General features: G+C 49.9%; 14 protein-coding genes. 10 read left to right on the top strand and 4 right to left on the bottom strand.

Going from position 1 to position 20,895, the window contains the following annotated elements; genetic code table 11:
- Window position 1 precedes the first annotated feature (1 nt).
- Genes dhbA through WN56_RS15200 form a run of 3 tightly spaced genes read left to right on the top strand, consistent with a single transcriptional unit; the run spans window position 2 to window position 8,854 of the window.
- Window positions 2-793, top strand: a complete 792-nt coding sequence (gene dhbA, locus WN56_RS15190) for a 2,3-dihydro-2,3-dihydroxybenzoate dehydrogenase (protein WP_231637462.1) — start codon at window positions 2-4, stop codon at window positions 791-793.
- A gap of 29 nt (window positions 794-822) precedes the next feature.
- Entirely contained in the window at window positions 823-7,341 is a 6,519-nt protein-coding gene (locus tag WN56_RS15195; RefSeq protein ID WP_082084473.1) for a non-ribosomal peptide synthetase, read from the top strand.
- Entirely contained in the window at window positions 7,328-8,854 is a 1,527-nt protein-coding gene (locus tag WN56_RS15200; RefSeq protein ID WP_052708127.1) for an amino acid adenylation domain-containing protein, read from the top strand. Before WN56_RS15195 ends, WN56_RS15200 begins: the two co-directional genes overlap by 14 nt.
- Before the next feature lie 58 nt (window positions 8,855-8,912).
- Here WN56_RS15200 and WN56_RS15205 read toward each other — a convergent pair whose 3' ends face one another.
- On the bottom strand, window positions 8,913-9,845 hold the full coding sequence (locus WN56_RS15205) for an iron-siderophore ABC transporter substrate-binding protein (protein ID WP_231637464.1): 933 nt from the start codon (window positions 9,843-9,845) through the stop codon (window positions 8,913-8,915).
- Between the two features lie 154 nt (window positions 9,846-9,999).
- On the opposite strand from WN56_RS15205, the gene WN56_RS15210 reads away from it, so the two are divergent.
- From WN56_RS15210 to WN56_RS15220, 3 genes are all read left to right on the top strand, one after another.
- Complete coding sequence (locus tag WN56_RS15210; protein WP_274532369.1) at window positions 10,000-11,028, top strand: iron ABC transporter permease; 1,029 nt, start codon at window positions 10,000-10,002, stop codon at window positions 11,026-11,028.
- A 161-nt stretch (window positions 11,029-11,189) separates the two neighbouring features.
- The gene (locus WN56_RS15215) at window positions 11,190-12,140 is read left to right on the top strand and encodes an iron chelate uptake ABC transporter family permease subunit (RefSeq protein ID WP_304413466.1); all 951 of its coding nucleotides are present in this window, start codon (window positions 11,190-11,192) and stop codon (window positions 12,138-12,140) included.
- The gene (locus WN56_RS15220; RefSeq protein ID WP_046075793.1) at window positions 12,140-12,934 is read left to right on the top strand and encodes an ABC transporter ATP-binding protein; all 795 of its coding nucleotides are present in this window, start codon (window positions 12,140-12,142) and stop codon (window positions 12,932-12,934) included. The genes WN56_RS15215 and WN56_RS15220 overlap by 1 nt, the downstream gene beginning before the upstream one ends.
- A 98-nt stretch (window positions 12,935-13,032) precedes the next feature.
- Here WN56_RS15220 and WN56_RS15225 read toward each other — a convergent pair whose 3' ends face one another.
- Complete coding sequence (locus WN56_RS15225) at window positions 13,033-14,112, bottom strand: 3-deoxy-7-phosphoheptulonate synthase (RefSeq protein ID WP_046075794.1); 1,080 nt, start codon at window positions 14,110-14,112, stop codon at window positions 13,033-13,035.
- A 712-nt stretch (window positions 14,113-14,824) separates the two neighbouring features.
- On the opposite strand from WN56_RS15225, the gene WN56_RS15230 reads away from it, so the two are divergent.
- The 3 genes from WN56_RS15230 to WN56_RS15240 all read left to right on the top strand — a co-directional run bounded on the left by WN56_RS15230 (window position 14,825) and on the right by WN56_RS15240 (window position 16,307).
- Window positions 14,825-15,184 (top strand): hypothetical protein, encoded by a 360-nt coding sequence (locus WN56_RS15230; RefSeq protein ID WP_046075795.1) that lies wholly within the window; start codon window positions 14,825-14,827, stop codon window positions 15,182-15,184.
- Window positions 15,185-15,304: 120 nt separating this feature from the next.
- Window positions 15,305-15,724, top strand: a complete 420-nt coding sequence (locus WN56_RS15235; protein WP_046075796.1) for a hypothetical protein — start codon at window positions 15,305-15,307, stop codon at window positions 15,722-15,724.
- Between the two features lie 61 nt (window positions 15,725-15,785).
- Complete coding sequence (locus tag WN56_RS15240) at window positions 15,786-16,307, top strand: GNAT family N-acetyltransferase (RefSeq protein ID WP_046075797.1); 522 nt, start codon at window positions 15,786-15,788, stop codon at window positions 16,305-16,307.
- Between the two features lie 39 nt (window positions 16,308-16,346).
- On the opposite strand, the gene WN56_RS16650 is transcribed toward WN56_RS15240, so the two are convergent.
- Together WN56_RS16650 and WN56_RS15250 are read right to left on the bottom strand one after the other, a co-directional pair.
- Window positions 16,347-17,771 carry a diguanylate cyclase gene (locus WN56_RS16650; RefSeq protein ID WP_197075770.1) on the bottom strand — a complete coding sequence of 475 codons (1,425 nt, stop codon included), beginning with the start codon at window positions 17,769-17,771 and terminating at the stop codon, window positions 16,347-16,349.
- Window positions 17,772-17,991: 220 nt separating this feature from the next.
- Window positions 17,992-19,623, bottom strand: coding sequence for an alpha-glucosidase (locus WN56_RS15250; protein ID WP_046075798.1), 1,632 nt, complete (start codon window positions 19,621-19,623; stop codon window positions 17,992-17,994).
- Window positions 19,624-19,846: 223 nt separating this feature from the next.
- Here WN56_RS15250 and WN56_RS15255 point away from each other — a divergent pair, with 223 nt between their 5' ends.
- The gene (locus WN56_RS15255; protein ID WP_046075799.1) at window positions 19,847-20,770 is read left to right on the top strand and encodes a LysR family transcriptional regulator; all 924 of its coding nucleotides are present in this window, start codon (window positions 19,847-19,849) and stop codon (window positions 20,768-20,770) included.
- Window positions 20,771-20,895: the final 125 nt, after the last annotated feature.

Consider the following 20,895-nt stretch of genomic DNA (forward strand, 5'->3'; position numbering starts at 1 on the left):
CGTGAAGCAGCAAACAGCAGTGACCTCCAGTGGTCAATTTGACAGCAAAGTGGTTTGGGTAACGGGGGCGGCTCGTGGCATTGGGTACGCGGTAGCTATACATTTCCATCAACTGGGTGCTCAGGTGATTGGCTTGGATAAAGACTTTGGGGCTGGGTGCGACGAGGGCACAACGTACCCGTTTGCAACTTATCATGTGGATATTGCTCATCCAGACCAGGTTAAAGCGGTTGCTAAGCGCATCTTATCAGATGTACCGGTGATCGATGTGCTCGCCAATGTGGCGGGTACCCTACGCATGGGAAAAACCGAGGAACTGACCGAAGACGATTGGCATACCTGCCTTAATGTAAATGCTTCCGGTGCTTTTTACTTATTCCAACAGCTGATCCCTGTTTTTAAACAGCAACGTCATGGTGCCGTGGTGACGGTCAGCTCGAATGCCGCCCATGTTCCCCGTCAACATATGACAGCCTACTGTGCCTCTAAAGCCGCACTGAGCAGTCTAGCCAATTGTGTTGCGCTAGAGCTTGCCCCCTATGGGATACGCTGCAATCTGGTATCGCCGGGATCAACCGATACGCAGATGCAGCGCTCTCTGTGGCACAGCAAAGATGCCGAGCAGCGTACTATTGCGGGATTTCCTTCGCAATTCAAACTGGGTATCCCGCTAGGAAAGATAGCCCAACCTGAGGAAGTCGCGAACGTCGTCGTGTTCCTAGCATCAGATTTAGCCAGCCACGTGACAATGCAAGACATAGTGGTGGATGGCGGCGCAATTCTCAACGCGTGAAGACGACCCGTAGTGATATAGGAAAAACCATGACAGATATGATTTCATTTTTGGCGGATCTTGAGCGCAAAGGTATTCGGTTAGCACTGAATGAAAAAGGTCAGCTGGTTTCTCAGTGCAGCAAACAAGCGATGACGCCAGAAATCGGCCAGCAGATCCGTACTCATAAAGAAGCGATTATTCGGTGCTTACGCGCCCGTCAAGCGTATGAGCAGCCTATTCCGGTGCAAGACGATAAAACAGGACCGCTTTCATTTTCACAGAGTGGTTTGTGGTTTATCGAGCAATATGAGGACAACTCGCACTTATATAATATGCCAGTGCATTTTCGCCTCACCGGTAAACTTGATGTTAATGCACTAGAATACGCGTTTGCTGCTTTGGTGGATAAACATGCCAGCTTGCGAACTCGATTTGTGCGTAATCGCCATGGAAAAGGCGAACAACATATAGATAACCAGACCGCGCTTACTGTGACGCATCATGATTTGTCCCACCTAGACAAAAAGTCGCGTGAAGAAGCCTTACTGATAAGGATCGAGGAAGACATATACCAGTCGTTTGATCTAGAGAAAGGCGCTTTGACTCGGGTCGAATTGATTCGACTGGATGAGGAAGAGCATTTGTTGATGCTCACCCAACATCACATCATTTCAGATGGCTGGTCAGTAAAAAACATGTTTGCCGATTTTAAGCAGGCTTTTTTGGCATACCAGAATAACCAGTTAGCACCGTTGAAACCGACTGCTGTCAACTACATCGATTACGCGCACTGGCTCAACTCTTCAGCCTTTCGCGATTATCACCAAGAATTTCGCCCGTTTTGGGTAGAGCGATTGAAAGGTATTCCTGAGGTTCATGCCTTGCCACTGGATAAACCGCGGCCTGCAAATCACAACAATGATGGCGCACTGGTATTTTCGACCATTTCTTTAGCTAAGTGGCAGCAATTTCAGCGGCTATGCCAACAAAATAGTTGTTCGTATTTTATCGGCCTACATGCGGTTTTCTCGCTATTAATGGCGCGCCTAGGTGGAGAAAAGGATGTCGTCATTGGAACACCTTTGGCGTACCGAGAACGCGCGGATATCGAAGATGTCGTGGGATTCTTTGTCAATACCATTGTGTTGAGGACACAGCTCGATGAAGATGCAACCTTTATCGATTACTTGCAATATTGCCGTGAGCAGGATTTGTCAGCGTTTGACCATCAGCTGTTTCGCTTTGAATCACTGAGTGAGGCCATTGGGGCTGATCGAACCACGGCACACAACCCTATTTTCCAGATTATGCTGGTTTATCAGGCAAAGGTCGACTTTAACGATTTGATCCCAGGGTGCGATGCGGTGGAAGAGCCGTCGCCAGTATTACCGGCTAAAACTGACCTGTCACTAAAAGTGACCGAGTTGGTAGATGGTGTCCGTCTCGAGTGGCTATACAGCAAAGGGATATTCGAACATCAGACGATTACCCGCTTCGCAGATATGTTTCTGCAGCTGTTAGACGGTATTCTCGCTGCTCCCGAAACAACAGTAATGGCCTTCCCGCTTGTGGAACAGGCGCACCAAGCCCAAATGGCAAGCGCCTTGGCTCGCTTACCAGCCCACATAGAGATGCCCACGTTGACGCATGAGCAAATCAGTCGCCATGCGTCAACGTGCCCGACTCGACTCGCGGTCACTGGGGTGGACGGTCACTTAAGTTATCAAGCGTTGGAAGAGGCAGCAAATCGTTTAGCCCACTACTTATTGGCACAATCCGCCCACCGCCAAGCGTCGGATGCTGAGACTAAAATAGGTGTTGTCGCCAGTCGAACAACCCAGTATGCGGTGTCGGTACTCGCTGTTTGGAAAGCGGGTATGAGCTATGTGCCGCTCGACCCAGCGTATCCAACCGCGCGACTACAGCACTTAGTTGATGATGCGCAGCTGTCGTTGATGATTGCGCCAGATGCGGATTTTTCGCAATCTCATCCGGCACTGACTGGTTGTGAAGTCATTGATCTCTCCGAACCATCCACTACAGAGAAACTCTCACTGGCAGCACCGACGTCGCCCTCACGCGCGGTCACGGAAAAGGACTTGGCCTATGTGATTTACACCTCGGGTTCAACAGGCCTGCCGAAAGGGGTAGAAGTCGAGCATGGCGCGTTTACGAACCTGCTAACCGACCATACCGCGCGATTAGCGCTGAATCACGATAGTGTGATGCTCAACCCAATGTCTTTGGCGTTTGATGCTGGAAACATGACTGCCATTCTCCCCCTGTTTGCGGGGGCCCATCTGGTGTTTGGTACGCCAGATGACACCTTGCTTGACCAGGCGGACTCATGTCGTGCAACACATATGATCAGCGCAACGGCACTGTTTGCCGCCATGGTTCCTCGGCCACTGCGTACACTTCATACCGTCGCGTTTGGCGGTGAAGCTTGTCCGGCCACGTTGGTGAGTAGTTGGCAGGGCAACCTCCGCCTGCTCAATATGTATGGCCCGACAGAGTTCACTGTAACGGCATTGGTCAAAGAGCTTGAGCCTGGTGAGCCAGTGACCATCGGTCAACCTATCGATAATACACAAGCGCTGATCATAGACGAGCGAGGACAGCTTTGCCCCGTGGGGGTGGCAGGAGAGCTTTGTCTTGCTGGTCTGGGGTTGGCCCGGGGTTATCTGAACCAACCCGATTTAACCGCAAGTGCCTTTGTAACCCTAACCGTCGCGGGACAGCGTGTACGTTGCTACCGAACGGGTGATAAGGCGCGATGGCTTAACAACGGCGACGTCGAATATCTGGGTCGGTTAGATCAACAGATCAAACTGCGTGGTTATCGAATAGAGTTGGCTGAAATTGAGAGTCAACTGGCCAAAGTCGCACCGCAACTTAATCAGGTCAGGGTCATTCTTGCCGGAGAGGGTGCGCAGTGCCAATTGGTTGCTTACGCGACACCACAACATGTGTCATGCCCCGAGCATTCGGTTGATCAAACGGGTGTGGATGTTGCTCAAATTCTGTCTGAGGCGACCCGAATCTTGCCTGAATATATGGTACCAGCAGAGCTTATTATGCTGGATGAACTGCCGCTGACGGTGAACGGTAAGTTGGACGTCAGTCGATTGCCAGCACGCCAACGGATAACACAAGCATATGCGCAGCCAGAAACAGAGATGGAAGCCGACGTACTTACTGTGTGGCGAGATGTGCTGAATACGGATCTGGGTGTGGAAGATGATTTCTTCCGTTTGGGAGGCGATTCAATTTTGAGTATACAGCTCAATACTCGTCTTCGTGATGCAGGCTTTCCTTGCACCGTAAAAGATGTTTTTGAAGCGAAAACAGTCCGTAAACTGTGCCGTACTCTTACCGCACGCGCTGTGACCGAGCAGGCCGTTGATGCCGAACAGGGGCAACTATCTGGCGAGTTTGATTTGCACCCTATTCAGCATTGGTTTGATGCTCAGCCTTTTACTCGGCCAGCGCATTGGAACCAAGCGGTAATTTTGGCTATTCCCAACATCGATACGGGTCGTCTCAACGAGATGATGTCAATGCTATTGGCACATCATGACGCACTGCGCCTACGGGTGACTGAAGAGGGAAAGACGCGTCGCCAGCGCTACCAAGCCTCTGTCACTGTGCCCGAGCTGAAAGAGCTGGATGCGTCCACCATGACTCAAGAGTCACTTTATGATGCGCTCACCACATTGCAGTCGCAGTTTGATCTGGTTAACGGCCCCATCATGGCTTGGGCTCGGATCCGTCACTTACCTGCCCAAGGAGAGCAGGAGCCGCAAACTGGTCTGTTTTTGGCATTCCATCACTGGGTCATTGATGCCGTCTCTTGGCGGATCATCGCTGATGATCTGAGGCGCTTATCACAAGGGTTGCCGTTGGCGAATAAAACCTCCAGCTATCGACAATGGGGAGAGGCGCTTCGAGACTATGCGAACCGTCACTCGGCACAGTTTGATTTTTGGTATCGTCAGCTGGATAACATCAGAAACGGTGAAGGCAGCACCTTGCCAGCGGTTCTTAACCAAGACCCAGATGGTCGTGTCGTTCCTAGCCAGGCGATGTTACAACTCGATCAAGCCAACACAGCGCGTTTGGTTGGTCCTGCAAATACTGCCTTTAATACCGAGGTGCGTGACTTGCTGTTATCGGCTTTGAGTATCACGCTTAATGAACTGGGCTGGGGAGAGCAAGCCACCGTGATGTTAGAGGGGCATGGCCGGGAAGAGATTGACGCGCAATTGGATGTCAGTCGCACCGTGGGGTGGTTCACTAGCACCTATCCATGCCGAGTTGCGGTGAGACCAACCTTGGCAGAAACCATCAAGCACGTTAAAGAAGCACTGCGTGAGGTGCCTGATAATGGGGTGGGGTTCAACGCCTTACGTTGCTTCCACACTCAAGGTGAGCAGCTAACTTTCTCACCGATTGTCTTGAACTACTTGGGCCGTCAGACACAAAAGCACGATCAACCGGCTGAGCAATGGCGTCCTTTACCTATTGTGCCTGGACAGACCGCCTCACCGCTTAATCCTGGCGAAGAACTGCTCAGTTTGCATGGGGGGATCGATGATGGCCAGTTAACACTACGGCAGGTTGGCGTTTTAGATCAGACGCTTAGCGAGCAATTCATGGCAGCATTTAAAGCCAACCTGGTCAAGATCGTCCATGATTGTGAGCAGCACGCGACAATATATGGGCGTAGGTTTACCCCCTCGGATTACCCGCTAGTGAGCCTTGCTCAAGGCGAGCTAGATAGACTGAGCGAGCGCTTTGATATTGAAGCGTTGCTGCCCGCATCATCACTACAGCAAAGCATGTTTGTTCACCAGCGTCGTTGCCCAGACGATGAGGCATACCTGTTGCAGACGCCGATTCGGTATCGTCAACCGGTGGATAGGGTGCGGTATCAGCAGGCTTGGCAGGCCGTTGTCTCGGCGTTTCCAGCCCTACGGACCGTGATGAGTGGCCCTTACGGCGCTGATAATCAGTTGGTACAAGTGGTTCAGCGTCAGATAGCTATGCCATTCGAATGGGTCGAACTGGCTGATGAGGAAGATCCTGCCACTCAGATTGCGGCCTATTGCCAGCAAGACCGTCAACGTGGTATCGCGCTTGATGGCGATGCTTTAATGCGTGTGCGTTGCTTCCGGCTTGCCGATGATGATATTCAAGTTATCTTCAGTTGCCACCATGCTGTCATTGATGGTTGGAGCGGTCCGCGTTTGTTTTCAGCGTTGCATCAGGCCTACGAGGCACTGAGTGAGCCCAATAATGGCCTGCCATCGGCATTGTTGCCGGCAGATGAGGCCTATATAGCGCGTGCAGAGTACGCTGCGAGTGCTCGTCCTGATGCGGCGGCGTTCTGGGCGAATAAAGCATTGACGACGGCCAAAGCCGACGATTTAACCCCGCTATTCGGTCCGGACTTTGCCTCTTTACCCATGCAGCGACAACCAGAAGTGGTTAGAACAGCACTCAATGAGCAAGAGCAGGCGGCATTGCAGCATTTTGCTCGTGAGGTCGGGGTAACCCACAGTACCGTGGCGCAATTTGCGTGGCACCGTCTCGTCGCACGTGAGTGCGTGCTGCCAAGCGACAAGACAACGACGATTGTTGGCAATGTTGTACCGGGTCGCGATGCGCCTGTGACGGGAATCGCTAACAGTGTTGGATTATATATCAACACGTTACCCTTGATCGTCGATTGGCAGAGTCACCTAACATTGGCTGATCAATTGCGTGCGCTACAAGATGAAGCGATGGCACTGAATCAGCATGCGACACAGTCGCTGATCGAGTTACACGCTGGACGTCGTCGTTTGTTTGACAGTGTCTTTGTTTATGAGAATTACCCACGAGCAGAGGTGGATGATCACCAAGCGCACATGGTTCCCGGAGCTAACCTGTATCCTGAGTTTGGCGTTGCGTTTGAAAAAGTCGAGGTACCGCTCAGTTTGGTCGTCAATGAAGTAGGAGGTCAGCTGTCGCTGCGTTTCGAGTTTGATGGCGCGCAGGTCGAGCCATCCCGTGCTCGTGATGTGTTGGACCAATGGCGGGCGTCACTATTAGAAGTGTTTACCGCCGATCCGCAATACACCTTGGAACTTGACCCCGCAGAAGCTTTGCCTGAGGTATCGGTCGATATAGCGTCTCAGACAAAGCGCGATCAGCAGCCAAAAGAAGGTGTGAAGTCTGATTGTGCACAAGGCAGTCAGTATTCATCGGAAGTGGCGCGTTTGGTCAGCGAGGAGTGGCAACAAAGTACTCACCTTTGTGTCACCCCTGAGAGCCCGCATTGGTATCAGCCTTTATGCGTGTTAGGGATAAGCTCACTGGCGGCGATTGGGTTGGTGCAACGGCTCAATTATGCGCTGAACATGCACGATGTATCAGCGATGGGTGTCGCACAGCCGATAACGTTAGCGTTTTTGTATCAGCATGCGACACCAGATGCAATTTGCCGAGCACTCAGTGTGGGTCGCGCACAACCGCCAAAGAGTGAGCAACCTGTGATGGAGGCGACCGATGCAGGTGAATAATCAATTCAGTGAAGAGGCAACCTGTTTAGCACCGATGTTAGAGGCCGCCCTCATGGAGGCGGCTACCTCAGGCCTCATTGCCATTGACTTTGGCGACCAATCGATCCGCTATGATCAACTATTGGTGGCGGTCAGTCAGGTGCAGCAGCGGTTAAACCAGGCTGGATTGCAGCCTGGTGATCGCGTTGGCATACATTTAATGCGCTCGCCAACCCTGATAGCGACCTTATTGGCGTGTGTGTTTTCAGGTGTGGCCTTTGTACCGCTCGACCCGCTGTTTCCTGCTGGGCGATTAAGAGAGATCGCCGATGAGGCGAAGTTAAGCGCGGTGATAGAGGCAAACAGCGATGGGGCAGCGCCAATTGCGTTTGACTGTCCTGTTATCACCTTGAGTCTTGTTGAGGAGTGTGTAGCAAACGAAAGTGGCCTGACGCCATTGTATTTACCTTTACTGAGTCCGCAAACCACCGCCTATATTATGTTTACCTCTGGTTCAACCGGTAAGCCGAAAGGAGTGGTGATCAGCCACCAGGCAATGGCGACTTTTTTGTCTGCCGCTGTGACGCGACTCAACCTTGATGACAAGTGCCACTGGCTACTGATCACGACCATTGCGTTTGATATCTCGATATTGGAGATTTTTGCGCCTTTGTTGGTTGGTGGTCGCCTATGCCTCGCGAATAGTGAGGAGCACAAAGATCCCCATCTTGTCGCGGCGATGTTAACACGTCATCCATCGTTAAATACGCTTCAAGCAACACCGACGTTTTGGCGAATGATGATCAATACTGGTTGGAGCGGAAAGACTGGCCTAAGAGCATTGATAGGAGGGGAAGCATTAGATGCTGGATTGGCGGAACAGCTAATGGCGCGTTCGAGGATACTTTGGAACTGCTACGGTCCGACAGAAGCCACCGTGTGGTCAATGATGTCAGAAGTAAAAACCGCGCACCAGATCACCATTGGATCTAGCCTAGTGGGATATGCCCATTGTGTGCTGGATGACGAGGGGCAGCCTGTCGATTTAGGGCATGAAGGGGAGCTATGTATCTCAGGTAATGCACTCAGCGATGGTTACTGGCAAAGGGATGACCTGACGGCGCGTCAGTTTATTACGCGCAATGATGGTCGGCGTTATTACCGTACCGGCGATATCGTTCGGCGGTTGGCGGATGACTGTTATCAATATATTGGCCGTCAGGATAGTCAGATTAAACTGCGTGGCTACCGGATTGAATTAGGAGAAATCGAAGCGCGTCTCCGCGAGTTAGATACGGTGCTTGATGCAGCGGTGAAACTAGAGGGAGAAGGTGAGAATCGTATTCTCGTTGGTTATATAGAGCAAGGAGAATGCGGCACCGCCTACACGCCGGAGATGACGCGTCTGCAATTGCGAAAAGCACTGTCCCCTCATTTACCCGGTTATATGATCCCCACTCGTTTTGTCTGGCTGGCGAGCTTGCCGAAAACGGCAAGTGGAAAGGTTGACCGCAAACAATTAACGGCGAGCTAACTCGGCTCACGACGGAAAAAACCGCCGAAAGGCGGTTTTTCAAACGGTAACACGACGTTTATTCGCTCAGTGGCTCAGCGTTGGGCTTATTGACCAGTTCAGCAATATCATCCATGACTTTAAGTGCAGCGAGTGGACCACCGACTGAAGTCCACAACGAACCATCAACCGGTGCAAAGCGACCTGCTTCAATGGCGCTAAGTTGGCGGAATGCTGGGGTGCTTTCTGCTTGTTTCATCGCGTCAACCGCGTCACCAGACGCGCTGAGTGTACCGATTACCATCCAATCACCATCTAGTACATCAAGTGCTTCCAAGCTCAGTGACATGGAATGGGTATGGCCTGGATCCTGCTGGTCGCTCGGGCGCTTCATGCCAACATCGGCGATCACCTGACTGGCAAAAGAATCCCGGAACATGTACGCCGGCCCTTTCGGATTCCAGCGCACGACACTGATGGTTTGCCCCAGTTTGTCGCCAATCGCCTGTTTTGTTTTTTTCACATGGGCGTGGTAGCGCGTCATAAAGGCTTCGGCTTCGGTTTGACGGTTTAGAATAGTCGCGGTGCGCTTAAATACCGTTTTCCAATTTTCACCGTAGTCAAATGTGACCACTGTTGGTGCAATTTCGCTTAGCAGCGCAATCACTTCAGGTCGATTGGGCGCGGTTAAGATTAAATCTGGCGCCAGTTCTAGAATGCTTTCTAAGTTTGGCCGAGACAGCCCACCGACGACCTGGATTTCATCGTCAATGACAGGTTTTAAATATCGAGGTAAAGACGACTGGCCGCGGCCATTGACCGTACCAATTGGGGTGAGGCCTAACGCGAGGGTGGTATCTAAGTCGATTTCGCTTAGCGTAATGATGCGTTTAGGCTGTGCAGGGATCGCAACACGCTCTCCATACGCATTCTCGACTGTACGGGTTTCGGCGGCACTGGCTTGGTTCACCATGCAGAACAGAGCGAGGGCCGTAAAAAGGCTTCTCAGCAAAATAATGCTCCTTATTATATGTCCAATGAAATGAATAAATTCTGGTGAATCTTACCTAATAAGGCGACTGATAACTATTTTTATTTAATTCTGTTATCAGAAAACGGGTGTTGATATCATGCCCGACATCGTTGTGATACAAGGAGTTGCAAGCGTGTCGAAATCTCACCTCGCCTGGTTAGGGGGCGGTGTTCTCAGTGTTTGTCTTTTTTCGATGATATCAATGTCGGTTGGAGCAGGGGAGTATGGCGCAGCAGACGCTTTTGCGTACTATTTGTCTGCAATCATCCCATCCTCTTCAATGCATCCGTCAGAACATATGACAATGGTGATGGACACCCTACGCTTGCCACGCACACTGTGCGCACTGTTGGTCGGTGTTAGCCTATCATTGGCGGCGTCACTACTCCAAAGCGCGACCCGTAACCCACTGGCAGAGCCAGGCTTGCTGGGTGTGAATGCCGGCGCAGTGCTAGGGCTGGTCACCGGCTTGACTTATTTTGGCGTCGAATCTGCACTGGGGTATCTCGTCTGGTCTGGATTAGGCGCGTTGGCGGGCAATGTGTTGGTCTTACTCGTTAGCCAAGTAGTGGGGAAGTCCAGTCCACTCAAGCTGATTTTGGTCGGGGTCGCGATGAATGCCACCTTTGGTGGGGTATCCAATTACCTTTTACTGTCAAACCAAGTGGTCTTAGATCAGTTTCGGTTTTGGAACCTCGGCTCGCTGGCGGCTGCGGACATGACGGCGATGATGCTGATCTCTCCCTTTATGCTCGCTGCCATCGCGTTGACATTCTTACTGGCGCGTCAGCTCACCATGATGCAGCTTGGCGAGCAGCAGGCACAATCGCTTGGCATTAATACCTATTGGGTGCGAGTGGGGGTGTTACTGGCGTCTACTCTGTTTACCGCTTGCGCTATTTCTGTGGCTGGGCCGATCAGCTTTGTTGGTTTTCTAGCCGCTTATTGTGCCCGCATGGTCGAGCCCGTTCGCTTGTCTCTCCAGGTTATCTTCTCGGCGCTATTCGGTATTTGTTTTATCTTGATTGCCGATATCTTGGCGCGTTGGATCATTCAGCCTTATGAAATGCCAAGTGGCGTGTTGTTGGCAATGATAGGCGCGCCGGTGTTGATTGGTGTGGTTCGACGTGGCGGGTTTCGCGCATTGCTGGCCGTTAAGTAGGAGCAAGTAGTATGGAAAAAATGGTTACTCAGGCTCGGCAAATAGCGGACGATTCATCAAGCAATCAAACGCCGCGCCACATACCAAACGGAAAATGGCTATGGCAGTTTGGTCATTACACAATGCTTATCGAACGCCGAGCGTTGTGCATAAGCATACTAATGATGCTGATCCTTGTAGTGATGAGTTTGCTGGCTGTAAGTATTGGCTCGGCCAAGCTGACGCCCTGGCTGGCGTTTAAATCCTTATTCGGCGAGTCGAGTCGCATGGCAGAAATCATGGTGTTTAACATTCGCCTGCCGCGTGTGGTTGCGGTGTTAGTTGCTGGCGCGGCGATGGGTTTGTCGGGGTGTATGATCCAAACCTTAGTGCGCAACCGGCTTGCAACCCCTGATATGGTCGGTGTCAATGAGGGGGCGACATTAGCCATCACGTTTTTTACCCTTTATATCACATTGGGAGCTTGGCCATGGTGGGCGGCTCCCTTGGGGGCAATGTTTGCTGCATTCATGTTGTATACATTGTGCCGACACCCTGGAGAGCAAGGATACCTGTTTGTGGTGATTGGTATTGGTGTTTCTGAGCTCATGCGGGCTGTGGGTGAGTTTCTGATGTCGACGGAGTCCATTGTGCATGTCAGCAGTGTATATTTTTGGACCATGGGAAACTTTGTGGGTCAGGGGTACAGTGTTAGCGTGCCGGTGGCGTGCCTATTACTATTATTGACCCCGGCCGTGATTTACTTTTCCCGCCAGTTGGATGTGCTGCGGCTGGGTCTTCCTACCGCCCAGAGCCTGGGGGTAAACATCAGCCGTGTGCAGATAGCCATTCTACTGTTAGCGATTGTGACTGCTGCGTTGGGAACCGCAATTGGTGGTCCCGTGGTGTTTATCGCCATGGCTGCGCCTATTATTGCGACTTACCTACTTAAGGGGCGTGTCGTCCCACTTTGGACAGCAGCAATACTCGGCGCGCTGCTACTTTTGGTGAGCGATACATTGGTCAGGGTCTTAGCCGATCCCCACGAAGTCGCGACAGGGATCATGACCCGTATTCTAGGTGGCATCATGCTATTTGTGTTTTTACTGCGAGATAAAGGGCAGGCAGATTAATGACAGCATTATCGATGACAGGTGTCGGGTTTTCTTATGAGAAAAAAACGATCCTCAAAGATGTTTCATTCAACTTGAGTAAAGGCAAGTTGGTAGGAATTGTTGGCCCGAATGGGGGTGGCAAATCTACCTTGCTCAAGATGATGGCTAAGCACCTCGTGCCGCAGCAAGGCGTAATTACTCTGAACGGACAACCCTTGTCGGATTATTCGATGAAAGCGCTGGCCAAAGCGCTGGCATTTCTACCCCAGCAGCCGATCAGTCCGGCTGGGATCACGGTTGAACAGCTCGTGCAGTACGGGCGACATCCTCACCAAGGTTGGTTCAATCAATGGAGTGATGAAGACGCGGTTCAAGTCAGCAACGCCATCGGTAAAATGAAATTGAATGGTTTGCTCAAGCAACCCATGACAAGTTTATCGGGGGGGCAACGTCAACGGGCTTGGCTAGCAATGATTTTGGCGCAAGACACAGAGGTTATTCTGCTTGATGAGCCGACCAGCGCATTAGATATTGGCCATCAAATCGAAGTGATGGAGAGCATTCACCAAATGGTGGCGATGGGTAAAACCGTGGTGCTAGTTATCCATGACCTTGCGGCGGCGGCGCGTTACTGTGATGAACTGATCGCCATAGGTGGTCAAGGTATTGTGGCGACAGGGCCAGTGACGGATGTGATCACTGAGCCGATGATCAACAAGCTCTACAATACCCAGGTGGATATCCTCAATGCGCCTTTCGATGATGCCCCGGTCATCGTCCCACGGCGTCAAGCCGCGTATAGCATTGATTAATTTATGTTTTCACGAGTAGATTGGCGAACAATGAAAGCCAGCTGTTGAAGCTGGCAGTGGTCAATCAAACGCGCGTTTGCGGTCGTACGGCTACGCCTCTAGCGTGCGTTGGCGACTAAAGGATCCGAGTGTCTTTGACGGCGAACATTAACGGCAGTGGCGAGCATGTCTAGCATGGTCTCAGTATCTTTCCAGCCGAGACAAGCATCTGTGATTGATTGCCCAAAGGTCATCTCTTTCGATATCTCTTGCCGACCTTCAACCAGGAAACTTTCCGCCATAATGGCGTTAATGCCATGATTTCCGTTGCTAATCTGACGACATAGCTCTTCGGCGACAAGCAGCTGGCGTTGGAATTGCTTCAGACTGTTGCCGTGACTACAGTCGATCATTAAGCCTGTATTTATTCCTTTGTCTTGCAGTTGTAGCAAGGCATTACTGATATCTGTTTCGCTGTAATTGGGAGTTTTACCACCTCGTAAGATTAAATGACAGTCGGGGTTACCGGTGCTGTTCACCGCATAAAGCTGTCCATCTTGACCTGTCGCGGTGTAACGATGGGAGTGGTTGCTGGCAATAATGGCATCCATCGCCACACTAATATTTCCGTCAGTGCCATTTTTAAAACCGATTGGACAAGGGAGTCCAGAGCTTTGCTGACGATGGGGTTGAGATTCCGTCGTTCTCGCGCCAATGGCGCCCCAGCTCATTAAATCAGCGAGATAAGTAAAGCTGGTGGTATCGAGAAACTCCGTCGCAGTTGGTAGCCCCAGCGCATTGATATCAACCAGCAACGCTCTAGCTTGCCGAAGCCCCTTGCCGATTTTATCGCTGCCATCCAAATCGGGATCAAACAGCAATCCTTTCCAACCAACAGAGGTCCGTGGCTTTTCAAAGTAGGTTCGCATCACTACAACCAATTGATCCTGGTAGCGCTCGACATAACGAGCCAGTAGCTTGGCGTACTCTAGCGCTGCCGCTGGATCATGAATTGAGCAAGGGCCGATAACGACCAACAAACGATCATCGCGACCATGTAAAACCTCTCTTATTGTACGTCGAGAGTGATCAATGTGTTCGCTTAGTGTGTCTGGGCAGGGGATGTCGGTTGCAAGTGCAGCCGGTTTAGGCAGTGCCTGCCACGAATGGGCGCGGATCACTGAAGGGTCAATAGCCATTATTTGTTCCTTGTTTGTCATCATGAGATGACACCACTCTTGTGCTTCAAAGCGCCATTACAGACTAATGGATAAATAATCTATATTGTTATAATTATCATCAAGATATGCTCACCGCGCTCGCGGTCTCAAACAAGTGTTACTGATGAAATGATATCTATTCGCGTTTGATTATACACAAACTCATCAGCGATAAAAGAGCAAATATTTGCCTCAGCGATGTTGCTTTCCTACATTATCCTACAGCGCTGAAGTGCCCCTTTTCTTGGCAACTCTTCGCTCTAAAGCGAAAAATGCAATTCATAACAGTCAGTCGGGGATTCAACCGCGAAGTGCAACACTCTCGTTTGCAGCTAATGATGATTTTGACATTTATTGTGAGGAGTGTGTTCCGCTTTGATGGTTTTTCTAGCAATGAATAGGCTGTGGTATTAGCCTTTTTATTTCTCTAGCGAAAGCAGGTGCGTGATAATTTTGATTCTAAGCCTCACTAGTATCAAGGCCTTCAGGGTATTTCACTAACTAGCGCATCTTTCATTTCTTTATATTTTAAGCTGTCTTTTATTGGTGTTGGCTCAGGTTCTCACGTTGACAGTATTTTTACTTGGAGGTATATTTCTATGCGCATAAATTCAGTGATTTATGCTTATAAATGAACGCTTCAGCCCAATGTCGTTTAATTTTTATAATACGTCTTTAGGATCTAAATAGAATGAACAAAAAAAGTCTGTGTGAAAAAGGGTGTTTTTTGTTGGTGGTGAGCCTGTTTGCTAACGCTTCATATGCGCAAGAATGGTTAGAGGGTGTTTATATCAATCAAGAAAAAGACTCTCTTATGGAAGAGGTGGTCTTCTGCAAAGATGGTAAAGCATATGCAGGTATGTCACCTCGAAACTATGAAATGACGACTAAGAACGATGAAAGATTCGTTGTTCTGAAGTCAAATGGTGTGTTCACTTTTAAAGTATCTGATGACAATAAAGAGTTGTTCCCTGTCGATAGTTTCACCAAAAACTGGTTTACAGAAAAAACACTTCTTCTAGATAATGATCGAAAAGACACTTGTAGATAGTAAAGGTTATCTTCCACGAGCCATACCAAAATATACAACCAGATCAAACACTTTGATTAGACTTTTTTTACTTCTGATAACCTTTTAGACTAAATACTTTGCTTTATTATAGGAAATATAATGACTAATGAAATTACTGAGAGTCCGATTAAAGTGGTTCAGTTCTCGCGTAAGAATTTTATCGCGCAGGTAGTGATAGGTGGACTGATGATTGCTGCAGGTATAGCCTTAAATGTCTTTGTCGCAGCTTTGGGCGGCTTGTCATTTATCTTAATGTCAGTTGCCAATAATAGCATCGATCATTTAAGGTTTTATCAAGATCGTATGGAAATAAAGCTATTAGCTCTTCGCTCTAGAGATACAATTTTTAACAAAGATATATCGGATGTGCAAGTAGAGTCCAATGTTGTGATCTTGACCGTTAAAGAGAGCGAGAAGCAAAAGACAAAGAAAATCCCCTTAGGTTATTTTTCCGAAGAGGATAAAAAAGAAATAGTCGCTTACTGCGAAGGTATAAAAAATGATGCTTTACGGGGTTAATGCCTCTCGTGCACTTTGCTCGTCAACGACAGATATTATGCATTATTAATAATGGTGAAACATGAAAATCTACCCAGAAATCGAAGTATCGAACGCGCAGCATGAGGCTATTCAAGCGCTTAGAAACAAGGCATTTCCTGACCATCAAGTTTCCCGTTCTTACCATAAGCAGCTTCTCCACATGCGGGCTTTGCAGTACCACGATAATCAACTGATTGGTTATATGGGGCTGGATTACAGGGCAGTGAATGTCGGTGGTGAGGTATACAAAGTGTTAGGCGTGAGTGATTTTTGCATCGACAGCGCTTGGCAAAGAAAAGGGATAGGGTCGGGTATGCTGGCGCAACTGACTGACTATGCGCGAGATAAAGATGTTGATTTCATTATTCTTATTTCTGAGCTGCACGATTTTTATGTGGCCAATGGCTTTCAGCTCGTCGAGTCACATGCCTCTTGGCTACGCATCCATGAACATACGAATTATGGCGTTGGGGTTGAGTATGTTGATGAATTGTACGTTAAACCGATGAAAGATAAATCATGGCCTGCAGGGCATATGGATTGGCTTGGGTATAGGTATTAATGCCATAGGTATAAGTAGCTTATGGCGCGTAAGAGGGGGTTAGTCGTTTTTTGTGTTGTGTGCTGGGCGTTGCTCAAATCCCACCTGATCACGTCCATTGTTCTTCGCCCAATATAGGCGTTGATCCGCCAAGTGGACAAGATAGTCAGGCGAGATGTCTGGCGTACACTCAATGGTCGCAACCCCCAAACTAGCGGTAACATGACGAGCGGCGTTGGATCTGCCGTGGGGAATACCGAGTGCTGCAATCGACGCTTTAATCGTCATCGCAATCGATACGGCGTCTGCATGCTGGGTTTCCGGTAAAATACAACTAAATTCCTCGCCACCATATCTCGCGGCCAAATCTTGTGGACGCTTGAGGCTTTGTTGAATCACCTCGCCAACTGCCTTTAGGCATCTATCGCCTGCCAAGTGACCATAGGTGTCATTGAAGTGCTTAAAGTAATCTAAATCGATCATGATCAGCGACATAGAGGCGTTTATCCGCTTGAGCCTTTGATATTCGCCGTCGAGCACGTTATCAAAGCGGCGGCGGTTCGCTAAGCCAGTGAGGGCATCGGTAATACTCAGCGTTTCAAGCTTGTCACGAGCAATTTTGAGCTCGGAAAGGTAGTTTAATTGATCCCAATAGGTGCGAAGTGTAAATAAGGCGAGTAACCACAACACAATCAGCGCTCCCACAGCGACTCTCACCTGATGACGCCAATCCGCCTGCCAATGCTGGTCTGCTTCCCCGACTACGGCATAAAAGGGGAGCCCCTCGACTTTACGAATACTGAATAAACGTGGCACGCCATCTATTGGCGAGGTGGCGCGAAAGCTCTTGTCGGTTTGCCCGGATGTGATAAAAGCCTCAACGATAGGATCATCAATGAGTTTACCCAAGGTTTCCGGCTTAGCGGGCTTTCTTGCCAATAATCGAAGGTTTTTGTCAGTGATAGCGACCACATCCAGGGGATCTATGGAAATATGCTCGACCCATTTAGAGAAAAAGGTGAGATCAACGCCCACCGCGGCAAACCCTTTGAAGCCTGGCTGCTCGGGCAAAAGCTCACGCGTCTGTGTGATGTTAAGTGGGCCGGTCGTACTTTTAAACGCGTTGGAGACAAAGGTATCTCGATCAGGGAAATCGCGCAGTGCTCGGCAATAGTCTCGGTGACTTCCATCCCACCCTAGTTCGTCACTATTCGCATGGGTAATGATACAGTTTTGATCAAAAAGGCCGGCGAGAATGACATTAGGGACAGTGTTCATTTTGGAGACAACAAGCTCTGTTAGTTGCTGATGTGCTTGCAAATCTTTGGGCGGATAGACGAGATCCTCAGGCTCAACATGCCCTAGTATATCTCTTAATAAATAGTCGGTGATTTGAAATGAGCCATCGATCCATTCGGCGATCAAAAAACTCACGCCTTCGACGCGCCCACGGGCTTTATCTTCTTCTTGTTGTAACGAGCGCATTAAGCCCATTGTTGCGACTGCACCGAGAAGCAAGCAAAAAACCACACAAAAAATCAGACTGCTCTTTCGGTTGGACACTAATCACACTGCTCCTTTGTTCACAAATTTAACTATAGGAGCCGCTACTTCGGTTGTCGACAAGGCTGAATAGACGCGCGCCTGCAGCTGTCGGCAGGCGCGATCGTAGCGTCTTGATGTGATTGGTAGACTGGGCGCTCTTTTATTGTATCACCGTAAACGACTCGTAAGGGGCCAGTTTATAGGTGGTGCTTAACTGTTTAACCGGATCCATGTTGTAGCTGAGGCAAGTTAGGGGCTTATCGCGCCAGTGATCGGGGAGGGTGATGGCTTGTTTTTGCTCGCTAAAGTTGCTGACCACCAAAACACGGTGGGTGTCGTCGAAACGCTCGTAAGCGATGACATCCGAATGGTCTTCCGCCACAGGCGCAAACTGGCCGTGTACGATCACTGGATATTGCTTGCGCAGCTTAATCAGTTCACGGTAGTGATAAAGCACTGAGCCGCTATTTTCAGTCGCCCGTGCCACATTGATGGTGGTGTAGTTAGGATTAACCGGTAACCATGGCGTCCCTTGGGTAAAGCCTGCCTGCGGCGCGTTCTCCCATTGCATCGGGGTGCGGGCGTTATCGCGACTGTTTTGGTATACCGCCTCCATCATGGTGTCTGAATCCACGCCTTCTGCAACACGCAAGTCGTAAAAATTGCGGGTTTCGATGTCTTGATAATCGTCGATAGACGGGAAGGCGACATTGGTCATCGCAATCTCTTCCCCTTGGTAGATATACGGCGTACCTTTCATCAAGTGCAAGGTCGTGGCGAGCATTTTTGCCGATCGGGTCCGATATTGGCCGTCGTGACCAAACTTGGATACGGCGCGAGGCAAATCATGGTTGTTCCAAAATAGTGAGTTCCAACCGCTATCGGCCAGCGCTTGTTGCCATTTGAACAGTACCTGTTTGAGGGCGGCGATATCCAGCGGCACGGGCTGCCATTTATCGCCGTCTTTCCAGGTAGCGGTAATGTGTTCAAATTGGAACACCATGGAGAGTTCATTGCGTTCCGGTGCGCTGTAAAGCTTGGCAATCTCGGGCGTTGCGCCCCATGTTTCGCCGACGGTAAGCAAGTCTTTGCCGCCAAATGTGGCCCGATTCATGGCCTGTAGCAGTGGGTGAAGGCGCGGCCCGTTGCCAGTGATGCCTTTATCGATTTCTTTACCAATTAAATCAATCACATCAAGGCGGAATCCGCCAATGCCTTTGTCAATCCACCAGTTCATCATTTTATACACGGCGTCATGGACGGCGGGATTTTCCCAGTTCAGATCGGGCTGACGCTTGGAGAACAAGTGAAAGTAATACTGCTCGGTGCTTGGCTCCCATTGCCATGCGCTGCCACCAAAAATTGAGCCTTGATCATCGGGTGCACTGCCATCGGGTTTGGCATCGCGCCAAATGTAAAAGTCGCGATAAGGACTGTTTTTGTCCTTGAGCGCGGCTTGGAACCAAGGGTGTTCGTCGGAGGTATGGTTGACCACCAAATCCATCACGATTTTGATGCCAAGCGCGCCGGCTTTATCAATTAAGCGCGTCATGTCTTCCATGGTGCCAAATTCAGGCGCGATCGCGCAGTAATCGGAAATGTCATAGCCATTGTCATCCATCGGCGATTGGTACACCGGCGATAGCCATAACACATTGACGCCGAGCCAATGTAAGTAATCGAGTTTCTCGAGAATTCCGTTAAGATCACCAATGCCATCACCATTGGTGTCGTAAAAACTGCGTGGGTAGATTTGATAAACAACGGCATCATGCCACCAAGCGTTCTGCATACCGATTACCTCTTATCGACAATAAAAATCCTCAAAGCCTCAGCTTGAGATGTGGCAAACAGCCTAGCGCGCGAGCAGTGCTAAGAAAAATAGGCGTGACGCTTGTTGATATAACCGATTGGCTATAGGTAAGATGATAATAGATGAAAAATATGCGTTATGATTGAATCACGTATCTTGATTAGGCTATAAAGTAAGCCATTAAACTGTGAGTGGGGGCGGTATGGATGTAGAAAAAGTCGCCGGCTACTTTATTGCGGTGGTTGAGGCAGGGGGTATTAAAGCGGCTGCGTTGCAGTTAGGGATCAGCCAACCTTCATTGACGGCACAGATCCAAAAGCTTGAGCAACGTTTCGCGTGTCCGCTGTTGGTTCGCCACCCTCGCGGCGTCAGTATGACTGCAGCAGGAGAGCTTTATTATCAGCATGCCACGGCACTGCACGCCGAGCGGCAAAGGCTTCATGCCCAGATTCATGCTTTGCAAGCGCGTGAAGCAGGACAAATAAAGCTTGGCACTGGGGAGGCGTGGTGGCCCTTGTTTGTCAAACCGGCAGTGCTTGAGTATCAAGCGGATCGTCAGTGTGCCGTCCACATCGAATTTGGCAACCGTTTGGCACTGATGGCATCGCTACTCAGTGGCGATGTGGATGTGTTTATCGGTCATGAAATTGACGATTTGGTTGCGAGCCAGCAAGTGCGCTTTATGCCGTTGTTTCAGGATACGGAAAGCTATTATGTGGCTGATAACCATCCGCTACTCACAGACACATCCGCCAGCATCGACTCTCAGCGCCTAAGTGATTGGCCTTTGATGCGTGTAACGCCTGATCATGCCCGGCATGCGCATTTGCTGGCGAACCCCATCAGCCCAACGACGCACGTCAACCAAGTGGTGTTTGATGTTGATGCCCTCAGTCCCGGTATTGACTTACTACACGACACTCAGGCGGTGATGCCCTATACCAGTCGAGCCCAGATGTATCTGGCGAGTCAGGGGGTAAAAGTGTTGGGTGCTCACCCGAGTAAGAGAGGTAACGTCGGTTTATATACCTTGCGCAATGAGCGGAATGAAAAAGTCGACGCGCTGATCCAGCAGCTGTGTGAGGCGGCTCATCAGATGGACACTTCGCCATGTCATACCAGTTAGGGTAAAGCTTATTGGTTAAGAAAGTGCTAGACTAAGTCGCCTTTGTCGCACACTGTCTGTGTCGTGCTGGCTGCGAATGTAGGGATTAGCTAGCCGATTCAGGGTGTTCCAGTGGTGACATCGAT

It is taken from the genome of Salinivibrio sp. KP-1, from assembly GCF_000968645.1.
Taxonomy (GTDB): domain Bacteria; phylum Pseudomonadota; class Gammaproteobacteria; order Enterobacterales; family Vibrionaceae; genus Salinivibrio; species Salinivibrio siamensis.

Coding starts and splice junctions, on each gene's coding strand:
- WN56_RS15235 (WP_046075796.1), top strand. CDS start 15,305: ATGACTAATGAAATTACTGAGAGTCCGATTAAAGTGGTTCAGTTCTCG.
- WN56_RS15250 (WP_046075798.1), bottom strand. CDS start 19,623: ATGCAGAACGCTTGGTGGCATGATGCCGTTGTTTATCAAATCTACCCA.
- WN56_RS15195 (WP_082084473.1), top strand. CDS start 823: ATGACAGATATGATTTCATTTTTGGCGGATCTTGAGCGCAAAGGTATT.
- WN56_RS15240 (WP_046075797.1), top strand. CDS start 15,786: ATGAAAATCTACCCAGAAATCGAAGTATCGAACGCGCAGCATGAGGCT.
- WN56_RS16650 (WP_197075770.1), bottom strand. CDS start 17,771: ATGCGCTCGTTACAACAAGAAGAAGATAAAGCCCGTGGGCGCGTCGAA.
- WN56_RS15220 (WP_046075793.1), top strand. CDS start 12,140: ATGACAGCATTATCGATGACAGGTGTCGGGTTTTCTTATGAGAAAAAA.
- WN56_RS15230 (WP_046075795.1), top strand. CDS start 14,825: ATGAACAAAAAAAGTCTGTGTGAAAAAGGGTGTTTTTTGTTGGTGGTG.
- WN56_RS15200 (WP_052708127.1), top strand. CDS start 7,328: ATGCAGGTGAATAATCAATTCAGTGAAGAGGCAACCTGTTTAGCACCG.
- WN56_RS15215 (WP_304413466.1), top strand. CDS start 11,190: ATGATGCTGATCCTTGTAGTGATGAGTTTGCTGGCTGTAAGTATTGGC.
- WN56_RS15255 (WP_046075799.1), top strand. CDS start 19,847: ATGGATGTAGAAAAAGTCGCCGGCTACTTTATTGCGGTGGTTGAGGCA.
- WN56_RS15225 (WP_046075794.1), bottom strand. CDS start 14,112: ATGGCTATTGACCCTTCAGTGATCCGCGCCCATTCGTGGCAGGCACTG.